Source organism: Nocardioides sp., from assembly GCF_050699375.1.
Taxonomy (GTDB): domain Bacteria; phylum Actinomycetota; class Actinomycetes; order Propionibacteriales; family Nocardioidaceae; genus Nocardioides.
In genome coordinates, this window is the sequence record NZ_JBOHDN010000403.1 from 1 (window position 1) to 14,293 (window position 14,293).

At 70.3% G+C, this 14,293-nt stretch carries 11 protein-coding genes; 4 read left to right on the forward strand and 7 right to left on the reverse strand.

All coding sequences use genetic code 11. From position 1 onward, the window contains the following. The 6 genes from ACRDPS_RS26425 to ACRDPS_RS26450 form a co-directional block, all read right to left on the reverse strand. Positions 1-943 (reverse strand): ROK family protein (locus ACRDPS_RS26425; RefSeq protein WP_431504648.1); only part of this gene is annotated, 943 nt, incomplete at its 3' end. A 3-nt stretch (positions 944-946) separates the two neighbouring features. Then, on the reverse strand, positions 947-1,885 hold the full coding sequence (locus tag ACRDPS_RS26430; RefSeq protein WP_431504649.1) for a dihydrodipicolinate synthase family protein: 939 nt from the start codon (positions 1,883-1,885) through the stop codon (positions 947-949). Further along, a complete protein-coding gene (locus ACRDPS_RS26435; RefSeq protein ID WP_431504650.1) occupies positions 1,882-2,967 on the reverse strand; it encodes an oligopeptide/dipeptide ABC transporter ATP-binding protein in 1,086 nt (361 codons plus the stop codon). The genes ACRDPS_RS26430 and ACRDPS_RS26435 overlap by 4 nt, the downstream gene beginning before the upstream one ends. Next, positions 2,964-4,895, reverse strand: a complete 1,932-nt coding sequence (locus ACRDPS_RS26440; protein WP_431504651.1) for a dipeptide/oligopeptide/nickel ABC transporter permease/ATP-binding protein — start codon at positions 4,893-4,895, stop codon at positions 2,964-2,966. The genes ACRDPS_RS26435 and ACRDPS_RS26440 overlap by 4 nt, the downstream gene beginning before the upstream one ends. After that, entirely contained in the window at positions 4,895-5,851 is a 957-nt protein-coding gene (locus ACRDPS_RS26445; RefSeq protein WP_431504652.1) for an ABC transporter permease, read from the reverse strand. Before ACRDPS_RS26445 ends, ACRDPS_RS26440 begins: the two co-directional genes overlap by 1 nt. 67 nt (positions 5,852-5,918) lie before the next feature. Further along, complete coding sequence (locus ACRDPS_RS26450; RefSeq protein WP_431504653.1) at positions 5,919-7,526, reverse strand: ABC transporter substrate-binding protein; 1,608 nt, start codon at positions 7,524-7,526, stop codon at positions 5,919-5,921. A gap of 420 nt (positions 7,527-7,946) precedes the next feature. Here ACRDPS_RS26450 and ACRDPS_RS26455 point away from each other — a divergent pair, with 420 nt between their 5' ends. Continuing rightward, positions 7,947-8,660, forward strand: a complete 714-nt coding sequence (locus tag ACRDPS_RS26455) for a FadR/GntR family transcriptional regulator (protein WP_431504654.1) — start codon at positions 7,947-7,949, stop codon at positions 8,658-8,660. Positions 8,661-8,796: 136 nt separating this feature from the next. Then, on the forward strand, positions 8,797-10,686 hold the full coding sequence (locus ACRDPS_RS26460; RefSeq protein WP_431504655.1) for an exo-alpha-sialidase: 1,890 nt from the start codon (positions 8,797-8,799) through the stop codon (positions 10,684-10,686). A gap of 51 nt (positions 10,687-10,737) precedes the next feature. On the opposite strand, the gene ACRDPS_RS26465 is transcribed toward ACRDPS_RS26460, so the two are convergent. Next, complete coding sequence (locus ACRDPS_RS26465) at positions 10,738-11,505, reverse strand: FadR/GntR family transcriptional regulator (protein WP_431504656.1); 768 nt, start codon at positions 11,503-11,505, stop codon at positions 10,738-10,740. Between the two features lie 117 nt (positions 11,506-11,622). Between ACRDPS_RS26465 and ACRDPS_RS26470 the strand changes: the two genes are divergently transcribed. Together ACRDPS_RS26470 and ACRDPS_RS26475 are read left to right on the forward strand one after the other, a co-directional pair. After that, positions 11,623-13,290, forward strand: a complete 1,668-nt coding sequence (locus ACRDPS_RS26470; RefSeq protein ID WP_431504657.1) for an L-lactate permease — start codon at positions 11,623-11,625, stop codon at positions 13,288-13,290. A gap of 4 nt (positions 13,291-13,294) precedes the next feature. Then, positions 13,295-14,128, forward strand: a complete 834-nt coding sequence (locus tag ACRDPS_RS26475; RefSeq protein ID WP_431504658.1) for a (Fe-S)-binding protein — start codon at positions 13,295-13,297, stop codon at positions 14,126-14,128. Positions 14,129-14,293: the final 165 nt, after the last annotated feature.

Genomic DNA, 14,293 nt, shown 5'->3' on the forward strand with positions numbered 1-14,293 from the left:
GTGCCTGGTCGTGCCCGAGCAGCTCCTGGGCCAGGGCCGCGGCGCCGAGCACGGCTGCGTCGTCGCCCAGCCCGGAGGCGAGCACCGGTGCGCCGCGCAGCGACGGCAGGACCTCGCGCGCGACCACCTCCCGCAACGCCTCCCACCAGCGGACCCCGAGGCCGGTGACGCCGCCACCGACCACGACGACGTCGGGGTCGAGGACGTTGATGAGTCCGCCGACGGCAGCGCCGACCGCGCGCCCGCCGAGCTCGATCACCGCGCCGGCATCGGGGTCCCCGGCGGCCGCGAGGGCAGCCACCTCGCGGAGGTCGACGACCTCCACGCCCGTACGCCGGGTGTGCTCGCGCGCCAGCGCGGGCCCGGCGGCGATGGCCTCGAGGTGTCCGCTGCCGCCACAGGTGCAGGGCAGGTCACCCGCCGCCCGTGAGGGGAGGTGGCCGGCGTGCCCTGCCGCCGAGTGGGCTCCGGAGAGCACCTTGCCGGGCAGCCCGGTGTGGACGTACGCAGCTCCGACTCCGGTGCCGACGGCGACGTGCAGCAACGACGTGTGCCCGGCCCCGGCGCCGTACGCCGCCTCGCCCAGCGCGTGTGCGTGGACGTCGTTGCGCACCGCGACCGGGATGCCCAGTGCGGTGGCGAGCGCGCCGCGGATGTCGGTGCCGACCCATCCGGGCAGCACGTCGGTGGCACCGAGCACCACTCCCGTGCCGGGGTCGATGACTCCGGCGCTGCCCACGCCGAGGGCCGCCACCGCATGCTCGCCCGTCACCGATCGGATCACCTCAGCGGCGGCGGCGAGCACCGCCTCGGCGCCGGCGGCGGCCGGGGTGGCGATCCGGGCACGCGCGAGCACGCGTCCGGTGCCGTCGACCACCGCGGCCGCCATCTTGGTGCCCCCGATGTCGAGCGCGGCGACCACAGGGGTGACCGAGTCGGGCATCGCTCAGACCAGTCCTGCCTGCACGAGGTGGCCACGCACGCGGGCGGCCTCCGCCTCGTCGAGGGCCCGCATCGGCAGCGAGACCGCGTTGGAGTCGATCACCCCGAGCTCGGCGAGCGCGGTCTTGAACGAGCCGACGCCGCGCGTCGCACCGGAGGTCGTGGCGGGGTCGGCTGCGGTGACGATGCGGAACAGGCGGGTCAGCCGGTCCTGCTCCTGCCGGGCGAGGGCCCAGTCGCCGGCGACGCAGGCGTCGTGGAGGCGTACGTAGCCGGCCGGATCCACGTTGGCGAGACCGGGCACCGACCCGGAGGCACCGCCGAGCATCATCGCGTCGACGACCACCTCGTGGCCGGTGAGCGCGGAGAAGCCGGCCAGAGCCGGGTCCTCGCCGGCGGCGATCAGGAGCTGCCGGAAGGAGACGTCGTCACCGCTGGAGTCCTTGACCCCGGCGATCACGCCGTCGCGCGCGAGATCGACGAGCAGATCGACCGAGAGCTTGGTGTGAACGCAGACGGGGATGTCGTAGGCGAGCTGCGGCAGGTCGGTCGCCAGGTGGATGGCGCGGAAGTGCCGGTCGACCTCGTGCGGGCCCACCAGCGCGTAGAACGGGGCGGTCGTGACGATGGCGTCCGCGCCGAGCCGCGCGGCGACGTCGGCACGGTGGATGACGCGCGGCGTGGTGGGCTCGATGCAGCCCACCAGGACCGGCACCTGTCCGTCGACCGTCTTCACGATCACCTCGAGCGCGGCGTCGCGCTGCTCGTCGGTGAGGAAGACCGTCTCCCCGGAGCTGCCGAGAGCGAAGAGCCCGTGGACGCCGCCCTCGAGCAGGTGGCCGACGAGCCGCTCCAGGGATGGCCGGTCGACGGTGCCGTCGCCGTGCAGAGGGGTCACGACGGGCGGGATGACCCCCGTGTACGACGGGGTGGGGTGGTTCACGATCGCTCCTCAGCGGGTTGATGTTCGGCCGTATGGATCTCGCGGCGGGCGAGCTCGACGAGCTCGGCGTCGCTCGTGCCGGCCGGCACGGGATGGTGGCAGCGGAACAGGTGGGTGCCGCTGCCGTTGACGTTTCCGGAGGTCGGTTCGGGCAGGCGCTCGGCGCACACCTCGGTCGCCTTCCAGCAGCGGGTACGGAACGGGCAACCGCTCGGCGGGCGCGTCGCCGACGGCACCGGGCCGACCAGCGGGATCGGGTCGATCGGCGCCAGCAGTCCGGGCGTGGCCGAGAAGAGCGCCCTGGTGTAGGGGTGCTGCGCGCCCTCGGGCATCGACGCGGCAGGGGTCTGCTCGACGAGGCGCCCCAGATACATCGTCACGATCCGGTCGCTGATGCGCTTGACCGTCTGGATGTCGTGGGAGACGAACACCATGGCGAGATCGAGCCGCTGCTGCAGCTCGAGCAGCAGGTTGAGGATCTGCGCCCGGACCGAGACGTCGAGCGCGCTCGTCGGCTCGTCGGCGATCAGCAGCACCGGGTCCAGCGCCAGGGCCCGCGCGATCGCGACGCGCTGCCGCTGACCGCCCGAGAGCTGGCTCGGCAGGACGTCACCGACCGAGGCGGGAAGCCCGACCAGCTGCATGAGCTCGGTGACCCTGCGGTCGCGTTCGGCGCTGCTGCCACGGCGGTGCACGTCGAGCGGGTCGCGCAGGATCTGCCGGACCGGCATCCGCCGGTTCAGCGAGGTGGACGGGTCCTGGAAGACCATTCCGACGCGGGCGCCGATGAGCCGGCGCCGCTCGGCCGCGCTCATCGTCCACACATCCTTGCCGGCGATCCGCACCTCACCATCGGTGGGCTTCTGCAGGCCGACGAGGACCTTGGCCATGGTCGACTTGCCACAGCCCGACTCACCGACCACGCCGACGGTCTCGCCGGCGCGGATGGCCAGTTCGGCGCCGGTCAGGGCGTACACCCGATCGCGGTCGAACAGTCCGCCGCCGCGGGTGCGGTGGACGACATGGACGTCGCGCAGCTCGACGATCGGCTCGCCGGACGGCTTCTCCTTCAGGCTGCTCACGACGACATCTCCTCGGTGGTTCGGATCGCGGGGTGGTGGCACGCCACGGCGTGGTCGCTGTCGCCGAGCAGCGCGGGCGTCTCCGCCCGGCAGACATCGCTCGCCATCGGGCAGCGGTCGCTGAACCGGCACCCCGTCGGGAAGTCGGCCGGAGACGGCACCACTCCCGGGATCTGGGTCAGCCGCTCGGCCCGGGTCTCCAGCGAGAGCACCGAACCCAGCAGTCCGCGGGCGTAGTGGTGAGCGGGTGCCTCGATCACATCGGCCGTGACTCCGGACTCGACGACCTGGCCGCCGTACATCACCTCCACCCGGTGCGAGACGTCGCTGACGAGCGCGAGGTCGTGGCTGACCAGCACGAGCGCGAAGCCGAGCTCGGCCTGCAGCCGCAGCAGCAGCTGGATCACCTGCGCCTGGACGGTCACGTCGAGCGCGGTCGTGGGCTCGTCGGCGATCACCAGCTTCGGGTCGCGGGACAGGGCCATCGCGATGACCACCCGCTGCCGCTGGCCGCCGGACAGCTCGTGAGGGTAGGAGGAGAGCGTACGGTCCGGGTCGAGCCCGACCAGCCCCATGAGTTCCTCGGGCGACCTGGTGCCGCCCCGTCGCACGAGCTGGCGCAGCTGCCCGCCGACCTTGATCGCTGGGTTGAGCGCGGAGAGGGCGTCCTGATAGACCATCGCGATCTCGCGACCCATCAGCGCGCGCCGACGGCGGGGATCGAGGCCGACCAGGTCCACGCCGGCGAACCGGATCGAGCCCCTGACCTCGGCGCCACGCGGGAGCAGGCCCATCACCGCGAGCGAGGTCAGCGACTTTCCGGAGCCGGACTCGCCCACCAGACCGAGGACCTCACCAGGACGTACGTCGAAGGAGATGTCGTCGACGATGTCGACCCCGTCGTGGCGGTCGGGGAAGCGGATCGAGAGTCCCTCGACGCTCAGGACCGGGTCACCGGTCGGGACCGGACGAGCGCGCTCGCGGAGCCGACGCGCGGCCTCGGCGAGACCGGGCAGCTCGACCACCTTGCCGTTGCCCGGCGTCGCGTGCTCGATCGCGTCCTGCGAGCTCGCCGCCTTGGCGGGGCCGGCGGCACGGCGCGCGGCGGGTGCTGCCCAGGCATCCGAGATGCCCTCGGACAGGACGTTGAGCGCCAGGACGGTGAGCAGGATCAGCAGACCGGGGAAGAACGTCGCCCACCAGCCGCCGACCTGGACCATCTCCTTGCCGAAGGCGATCACCGAGCCCCAGCTGGACTCGGCCTCCTGCGGGGAGAGCCCGCCGCCGATGAAGGACAGCGACGCCTCGAACACGATCGCGTCGGCGACCATGACGGTGACGAAGACCAGGATCGGGGCCGCACAGTTGCGCAGCACGTGGCGCCACAGGATGTGCGGACGCCGGGCGCCGATGATGCGCTCGGCCGCGACGTAGTCCTCCTGATACTGCGAGATGACGTTGGCGCGAACGATCCGGGCCACCGGCGGGGCGAAGACGAAGCCGATCGCGACGACGAGCACCAGCAGGCTGCTCTTGCCGAAGGAGATGATCAGCAGCGCCGACAGGACGATGGCCGGGAAGGCCATCACCACGTCGAGACAGCGCATCACGATCTCGTCGACCGCGCTGCGCGAGGTCCCCGCGATCGCACCGAGGATCGCCCCGACGACCAGCGCGATCCCGGCCGCCCCGAAGCCGACCACCAGCGAGCGCTGGGTGCCGGCCACCAGACGTGAGAACACGTCGCGGCCGAGCTTGTCCAGGCCGAACCAGTAGTCACCGCTGGGGCCGGTCAGGGCGGAGCCGAGGCCGGTCTGGGTGGGGTCGTGGCGCACGATCAGCGGCGCCAGGAGACCGATCAGCACGACGGCGGCGAGGAAGCAGACGGCGATCCGCGAGGCGGTGCCGAGACGGGTGAAGGCAGACATCAGTGACCTCCCCGCAACCGGGGGTTGGCGAACAGGTAGAGCACATCGACGAGCAGGTTCACCACGACGAAGCCGAGTGCGATGGTGAGCACCGTGCCCTGGGCGAGCGCGGTGTCGTTCGTACGGACCGCGGTCATGATCAGCGTCCCCATCCCGGGCAGGGAGAAGATCGCCTCGATGATCACGGTGCCGCCGATCAGGTAGCCGATCCGCAGGCCCAGGACGGTGAGCGGGTTGACCAGCGCGTTGCGCAGGACGTTGCGTCCGACCACGACGTACGGCGGCAGGCCGGCGCCGACGGCGGTGCGGACGTAGTCGCGGTCCAGCTCCTCGACCATTGACGTACGCACGATGCGGGCCAGGGAGCAGCCGACCGGCGCGGCGAGCGCGATCGCGGGAAGGGCAAGGCTGTTGAACCAGCCCGAGACGGAGTCGCCCGGGTTGACGTAGCCGCCCGAGGGAAACATCGAGCGCCGGACGGCGAACTCCTGGATGAGCAGCAGGGCCAGCCAGAACGACGGGATCGAGATGCCGGCCATCGAGGTCAGGCGCATGACCTGGTCGGGCCAGCGGTCGCGGTAGAGGGCCGCGGTGATGCCGAGCGCCAGGCCGATCACCAGCGCGCCACCGACGCCCAGCAGGGTGAGCTGGACGGTGAGGGGGAGCGCCTCGGCGATCTTGTCCGAGACCGGCACCGACGGCGGGAAGGTGGCACCGAGGTCACCGCGCAGGAGCTCTCCGAGGAACGCGAAGTAGCGAACCGGCAGCGGCTGGTCGAGGCCGTTGGCCTCCTTGAAGGCGGCCACCTGCGCAGCGGAGGCCTGGTCGCCCAGAACCGACAGAGCGGGGTCGACGGGCGAGAACTGCATGACCACGAAGACGAAGAGCGTGATGCCGAGCACCAGCGGGACGAGCGTTGCCAGGCGTCTGGCCAGCATGCTCAGCACGGTCAACATGGAGCCTCCAGTGGAAGTCGGGCCCGCCCAGCCGCCGGGACTGCGGCTGGGCGGGGAGTCGGTCGAATCAGCCTGCGCGCTTGGTTCCGAGGAAGTACAGGCCGGTGGTGGCCGGTCCCTCGAAGCTCTCGAGCGCGTCGGGGTCGTAGGCGGTGACGACCTTGGTGTGCAGGATCGGGTAGAGCGCAGCCTCGTCGGCGACGATGTCGAGCACCTGCTTCCACAGGCCGTCCCGCTTCTTCTCGTCCTCGGTCACGGCGGCCTGGTCGAGCAGGTCCGCGACCTTCTGACGCGCCGGCGACTCCCACCGCATCCGGTCCACGGGCCAGGTCTCGCCGTAGTAGAACCAGCGCATCAGCAGGTCCGGGTCGGGCCCGAAGACGCTCGGGTCACCGGAGGCCAGCAGCACCCGGAACTTGTCCGAGGGGACGAGGTCGCTGTAGACGGCCGAGGAGGGCACGGTGTTGAGCGTGGCTTTGACACCGATCTTCTTCCACGACTCGATGAGGAGCGGAGCGATGTCCTTGATGAAGGTCGCGTCGGTGGTGACCAGCTCGAACTCGAGGTTCTTCACCCCTGCCTCGGCGAGCAGCTTCTTGGCCTTGTCGGCGTCGTAGTCGTAGACGGTCGCGGCCTTCTGGTACGCCGGATTGCCTTCGTCGAGGTAGCTCGTGGCCGCGGTACCGAAGCCGTTGAGCGCGGTCTGGATGACCTTGTCCTTGTCGAGGGCGTAGTGCAGGGCCTGGCGTACCCGCTTGTCGTCGAACGGCGCCGCGCTGTTGTTGAACATCAGGAACGCCTGGTTGAAGGCCTGCTTCTCCTCGACCTCGTAGTCGCCCTGGAGAGAGTCGACGTTGAGGTACGGGACGGCCTCGATGGCCTGGACCCGGCCACCCTGCAGGTCGGCGATGCGAGCGGCACCGTCGGTGTTGGTGTTCCAGGTCATGGTCTTGACCTCGGCGGGCCGCGGACCGTTGTACTCGTCGTTCTTCGAGAGCTTGAGACCCGTCTCGGCCGAGGCGCTGTCGAGCTTGTACGGGCCCGACCCGACAGGCGCGGTGTCGAACTTCTCCGACGCGGCGGCGTCCGCGGTGAGCGCCTTGGGGACGATCTTCACGACCGCGATGCGCTCGGCGAACAGCGGGAACGGCTCCTTGAGCGTGAACTCGACGGTGGTGTCGTCGGTCGCCTTGACGCTGTCGAGGAAGGAGATGAACCCGGCCATCAGCGGCGGGGCCGCCGGGTCCTCGGGCTGGAGGATCCGGGTGAAGGAGTGGGCGACGTCCTCGGCGGTGACGGGCGTACCGTCGGAGAACTTCGCGTCGTCGCGCAGCTCGGTGGTCCAGGTCAGCCCGTCGTCACTCGGCTCGGGCATCGCCTTGGCCAGTGCCGCGTACGGCTCCCGGGTGACCGGGTCGAGGTCGACCAGGCCTTCGAAGATGTGCTGGTTGGCCGCCGTCGCGGCCGCGCTGGACGCGTTGTCGGGGTCGAAGCCACCGGACAGCGCGAAGGCGAGGGTCGCCTCGATGCTGTCGGTGCTGCCGGCGCCGCTGTTGGTCGAGGACGGCCCTCCGCAGGCCGCCATGCCGAGCACGAGTGCGAGGGCGCCCACGGCGGCCTTCGCGGTGCTGCGCCGGCGGACGACCGTCCGCCGCGCCAGGTCGGTGATGCTCACTGTCTGTGCCTCCATCGTGGCTGTTCGGCGGATACTCCTGATGCCCGAGACCTTCCGCCACTGTCCCCCGTCGAACTGACCTCAGATGTATGATGTCTGATGCCTTAGCGTGGCACACGTCACCAGACTGGTCAAGGCACAAGCGCTCGCTAGTGGTCATCGCCTCAAGTTCCTCCCCGGTCCGCCGCCATGGCACACACTGGGCGGCGTTGCCCCCGCTCGAAAGACCCCGGTATGCCTTCGCGGGGGCGCCTTGCCCAGCACGCACCCTGACGACGGACCAGGGACGAACTATCGGCTCAGACCACTAGGCTTCGGGCAGCGATGACGGCCGGCGAGCAGGTTGAACGCTTTCATCTGACGTCTGATGTACGCTTTACCCACGTCTTCACCCACACGCCCCCAAGGAGCACCGAAGCGATGAGCTCACAGGCGTCCGGCCGGGTCTCCCGGATGCGGCGGTCCACGACCGCCGATCAGATCAAGGACCTCATCCTCACCCGCGGCCTGCGCGCCGGCGACCCGCTCCCCACGGAGTCCGAGCTCTGCGACATCCTCGACGTGTCCCGCTCCTCGGTGCGCGAGGCGGTGCGTACGCTCGCGACGCTCGACATCGTCGAGGTTCGCCACGGGCACGGCACGTTCGTCGGGCACATGTCGTTGGACCCGATGGTCCAGGCGCTCGTCTTCCGCGGCGCGCTCTCCCACGACGACAACCTGCAGGCGCTGCGCGACGTGGTCGAGATCCGGCAGGCCCTCGACATCGCGATGGCCGAGCAGGTGGTCGCGAGCCTGGCCGGCAAGAGCAACGAGGAGCTGCACCGCCTGGCCGCCGAGATGGTGGACAAGGCCGAGCAGGGCGAGTCGTTCGCGGAGGCCGACCGGGCCTTCCACACCACACTGCTCGCCAGCCTGGACAACCAGCTCGCCGGCCAGCTCGTCGGAGCCTTCTGGGACGTACACACCGCGGTTCTGCCGCGGCTCGGGCTCGCCCTCCCGGCCGACCTGCGCAAGACCGCGCGCTCCCACCTCGACATGCTGAAGGCTGCCGAGGCGGGCGACACCGAGGCATTCTGCGGAGCGGTCGTACGGCACTACGAGCCCCTGTCCCGGGCCCTGAAGCGCGCCACCTGACGCGCGCCGACGCGCGCCGGGCCCGGTAGGACCCTGTCGCGCAAACTACCCAGGCGTAGGTCTGGCGCAGCGGCATGCCCTTCTCTAGCATCAGACATCAGATGTGTGACATATGACACCTGATGAAAGGGCTTCCATGTCCCGACACACCTTCACCTCCCGGACCGCACAGGCCGCCTGGGCCGGCGTCGCAGCGCTCCTGCTCGGCACGGCGGTCACCGCCGCGCCGGCGGCCGCGGCCGACGCAGCAGATCACGACGCGAGGCCGTTCTGGTCGGAGCAGGCTCCGCGCTACTCCGAACAGGACCTCGCCGTCGGCGGCGACGGGGCCTTCCCCAACTACCGCATCCCGGCTCTGACGGTCGCTCCCGACGGCGACCTGCTGGCGTCCTACGACGGCCGGCCGACCGGCATCGACGCGCCCGGTCCGAACTCGATCCTGCAGCGGCGCTCCACCGACGGTGGCGACACCTGGGGCCCACAGACGGTCGTGCACGGCGGCCACGACGGACCGGACAAGACCGGCTACTCCGACCCCAGCTACGTCGTGGACCGGGAGACCGGCAGCATCTTCAACTTCCACGTGTTCTCGATGGATCAGGGCTTCATCGGGTCCCGGCCCGGGGTCGACCCCGACGACCGCAACGTCCTGCACGCCGAGGTGAGCACCTCCGACGACGAGGGCAAGACGTGGCAGCACCGCGTCATCACCGCCGACGTGACTCCGGATCCGGGCTGGCGCTCGCGCTTCGCCGCGTCCGGGCAGGGCATCCAGCTGCGCTACGGCCCGCACGCGGGACGGCTGGTCCAGCAGTTCACGATCATCAACGCCTCGGGCGCCTTCCAGGCCGTGTCGGTCTACTCCGACGACCACGGCAAGACCTGGCAGGCGGGGGAGGCCGTCGGCACCGGGATGGACGAGAACAAGACGGTCGAGCTGTCCGACGGCACGATCATGCTGAACTCACGCGACTCGGCCGGGTCGAAGTTCCGCAAGGTCGCGTACTCCCGCGACGGCGGCGAGACCTACGGCGAGGTGACGATCGACCGCGAGCTGCCGGACCCGACCAACAACGCCTCGATCGTTCGTGCCTTCCCCAACGCGGCGCAGGGGAGCGCCGAGGCGCGGGTGCTGCTTTTCTCCAACGCCGCGTCGCAGAGCGGGCGGACGAACGGCACGGTGCGCGCCAGCTGCGACGACGGCCGGAACTGGCCGATCGCCCGCGAGTTCCAGCCGGGCGAGATGGCGTACTCGACCCTCGCCACCCTGCCCGACGGCGATGTCGGCCTGCTCTACGAGCCGGGCCACAACGCCATCCGGTTCGCGAAGTTCAACCTCACCTGGCTGCGCGGCCTGTGCGCACCGCTGACCGCGCCCGAGCTCACTCTCGAGCGAGGCACCTCGGTCGACAGCACGCTCTCGGTCGAGAACCAGCTCGGCCCGGTGGTCAAGCCGGCCTCGTTGAGCTTCGACGCTCCCGCCGGCTGGACCGTGTCCGCACCGCGTCCCGGCTCGCTGCCGGCTGGTGAGAGCACCGAGGTGCCCTTCACCCTCTCCGTGCCCGAGTCCGCGAGCGGCGGTACCTACCGCGTCCCGGTCCGCCTCACCGACACCGCCGGCCGCTCGTCCTCGGGCATCGTCACCGTCGTGGTGCCCAAGCGCCCGGACGAGGTGGACGGACGGATCAGCGTCACCGGCGGCACGCTGACCAACCCCAAGGAGACGCCGTACGTCGTGGGCGACCGTCTGTCCTTCAGCTATCGCGTCACCAACCTGACCGAAGCCGTCACGACCGTCGTCCCCACCGGCAACCTGCGTGATCTCGACCCGGCCATCGACTCCCGCAACTGCCGCTGGCGCAACCTGGGTGCCTCCGGCGCGTACACCTGCACGTTCCCGTATCACGTCGTCAACCAGGAGGACCTCGACCGCGGCTCCTTCATCCCGGAGACCACGTGGACCTCGACCTCCGGTGACGACGTCACCGTGGTCGAGCACGCCGGGCCGGCCGTGGACCTCTACTGACCTGGAGCGGACGGGGCTCGGGCCCCGTCGGCTCGGCTCAGAAACCGGTCATCAGTCGGCGGTGGACAGGGCGGTGTGGGCAGATCGGATGTGCTGGTCGACCCGTTCAGCAGCCAGCTCGCCGTCCCCGCTCTCGATCGCGGCGAGGATGGCACGGTGGTCCGCCCGCAGCTGATCGGCGACCCGCACCCAGTCACTCCCGAGACCGTTCAGCGCGTGCAGGATCGGGCGGCGCATGGAGTCTCGCAAGGCGATGGTCATGTCCGCCACCAATCTGTTCCCGCTGGCCTCGGCGATCGCCACGTGGAAGGCGGTGTCGAGGTCGTTGAACTTCTCCTGATCGACGTCGGGACGCTCCATCCCTTCCAGCGCCGTACGCATGGTCTCGAAGTCCTCGGTGGAGGCATGGCCCGCCGCGAGCGCCGCGCTCGAGCGCTCCAGCATCACGCGTGCGTCGACGACGTCGAGCATCGGGAAGTTCGCCAGGGCGACGTGCAGGCGCAGCAGACGCGTCAAGGCCTGGCTCGGCATCGCGGAGACGACCGTGCCGGCATCCTTTCCGGAGCCGACCCCCGACCGCACGACGCCCTGCGCCTCCAGGCTGCGGATGGCCTCACGTACGGCGGCCCGGCTCACCTGGAGGTGGCTGGCGAGGTCTCGCTCGCCCGGAAGACGGTCGCCGACGCGCAGCGTTCCGGCCAGGATCTGCTCCTCGATCTGGTCGAGGACCAGCTCGTGGGACCGGCTGCGCGTGACCGGGTGCCACGGCATCTCACCACCCCTCTCCTGGGGTGATGTGTTCGCCGCACTCTCGGTCATAGGGCCAATCCGATCTCTTGACGGGGTGATGGGCGTCACTATACAGTCCACATCTGTGGTCAGACCACAGAATGGTCTACCACTATCGCATCTTCTGGCCGACCTGCGGAGGTCCCGATGTACACACCCGATCTGACACCGATCGCCGACAGCCTGGCGCTGTCGTCGCTGGTGGCCGTGCTTCCGTTGCTGACGATCTTCGTCACGCTCGGTCTGCTGCGGTGGAAGGCCCATGTCGCCGCACTCACCGCCGTCGCGGTGGCCGTGATCGTCGCCGTCGTCGCCTACGGCATGCCGGCCGACCTGGCTCTCCTGTCCGCCACCGAGGGCGCGGTGTTCGGCCTCTTCCCGATCATGTGGATCGTCCTCGGAGCGCTGTTCCTGCACCAGCTGACGGTGGCGAGCGGCAAGTTCGAGGACCTCCGCGCCACCTTCCACCTGATCTCCGAGGATCCGCGGATCCAGGCGATCATCATCGCGTTCTGCTTCGGGGGACTCCTCGAGGCGCTCGCGGGTTTCGGCGCGCCCGCCGCAATCTCCGGCGTGATGCTCGTGGCCGTGGGCTTTCCCGCCCTCCGCGCCGCGATGGTCGTCCTGTTGGCGAACACCGCGCCCGTCGCCTTCGGCGCCATGGCCATCCCGATCATCACCGCCGGCACCCTGACCGGCATCCCGTACGAGGAGATCGGCGCGATCGTCGGCCGCCAGACTCCGTTCCTGGCGCTGTTCGTCCCGCTCATCCTGGTCTTCGTGGCCGACGGGCTGCGCGGCGTACGCGAGACCTGGCCGGTCGCCCTGGTCGTCGGTGCCGTCTTCGGCGTGGCCCAGTTCGTCAGCTCCAACTTCATCTCCGTGGAGCTCACCGACATCATCGCGTCGCTGGCCGGCCTGGCCGCCGCTGTGGTCATGCTGCGCCTCTGGCAGCCGAGGGGTTCGGGCGCCGCCGCCGAGCGGTTGATGAGCATGCACGAGGCAGACGACCTGCACGCCGGGGACGGCGGCGTCGTCGTGGCCGCCAAGAAGGAGATCGACAAGGTCGCGGCCCTCGCCGCGCAGCTCACGCCCCGCCGCATCGCGATGGCGCTGTTCCCCTACCTGCTCGTCATCGCGGTCTTCTGCCTCGCCAAGCTGGTCACCCCGGTGACGGACTTCCTGGCAGGCACCGACCAGCTGATCGAGTGGCCTGGTCTGCATGGTGCGATCGAGTCGGCCTCCACCGTCTACAAGTGGCAGTGGCTGTCCACACCGGGCACCCTGCTGGTGCTGTGCGCGATCGTCGTCGGGCTGGTGCAGGGGGTGAAGGCCGGGCGCATCGGCGCAGAGTTCCTCACCACCGTCAAGACGCTTCGCTTCGCGTTCCTCACCGTCGCCTCCGTCCTCGCGCTCGCGTACGTGATGAACCTGTCGGGCCAGACCCAGACCATGGGCCACTGGATCGCCGGCACCGGCGCGGCGTTCGCGTTCCTCTCCCCGATCCTGGGCTGGCTGGGCACCGCGGTGACCGGCTCGGACACCAGCGCCAACGCGCTCTTCGCGACGCTGCAGCAGAGCGCGGCCGAGAAGGCCGGTCTCGACCCGAGCCTGATGGTGGCGGCGAACACCGCAGGGGGTGTCGTCGGCAAGATGATCAGCCCTCAGAACCTCACGATCGCTGCCGCGGCCGTGGGTCTGGCGGGCCGCGAGTCCGATATCTTCCGCAAGCTCATCGGCTGGAGCCTGGGCCTCCTGCTCGCGCTGTGCCTGCTGGTGGGGCTCCAGTCCACAGTGCTCAGCTGGATGGTGTGAGCCGATGACCTCGCTGCCCGGCCACGGGATGCGCGTGGCGCTCTTCGCCACCTGCTTCAACGACACCATGTGGCCCGAGACCCCCAAGGCGGTCCTCACCGTCCTCGAGCGTCTGGGCGTGACCGTGGAGTTCCCGCTCGAGCAGACCTGCTGCGGCCAGATGTTCACCAACACCGGCTACGCCCGCGAGACGTTGCCGCTGGTGGAACGGTTCGCCGACGTCTTCGACGACTTCGACGCCGTCGTCGCTCCGTCCGGGTCCTGCGTGGGAAGCGTGCGGCACCAGCACGCGGACGTAGCCCGCGGGTGCGACCGACCCGCGCTTGCCGAGCGGGCCACCGCTACGGCCGGCAAGGTGTACGAGCTCAGCGAGCTGCTCGTCGACGTGCTCGGCGTGACCGACGTGGGCGCGACCTTCCCGCACCGCGTCACCTATCACCCCACCTGCCACTCCCTTCGGATGCTGCGCGTGGCCGACAAGCCACTTCGGCTGCTGCGCGAGGTCCGCGGGATCGACCTGGTCGACCTGCCCGAGGCAGAGGAGTGCTGCGGCTTCGGGGGAACGTTCGCGATGAAGAACGCGGACACCTCGGTCGCGATGGGCGCCGACAAGGCCCAGCACGTACGAGAGACCCAGGCGGAGATCCTCGTCGCCGGGGACAACAGCTGCCTTGCCCACATCGGGGGGCTCCTCACCCGGCAGCGCTCGGGCATACAGGTCATGCATCTGGCCGAGGTGCTCGCCTCGACTGAGCGCGACTTCGCAGCCGAGAACGAGCTCGGCACCACCACCGCCGGCGCAACCGGTCGGCCTACCACCGGGGAGGGGATGGCATGAGCGGGACCTTCATCGGAATGCCGAAGTTCCAGACAGCAGCAAAGGAAGCCCTGGGCAACTCCCAGCAGCGCCGCAACCTGCAGCACGCCACGCACACGATCCGCGACAAGCGGGCCCAGGTCGTCGGCGAGCTCGACAACTGGGAGGAGCTGCGGCAGGCGGGAG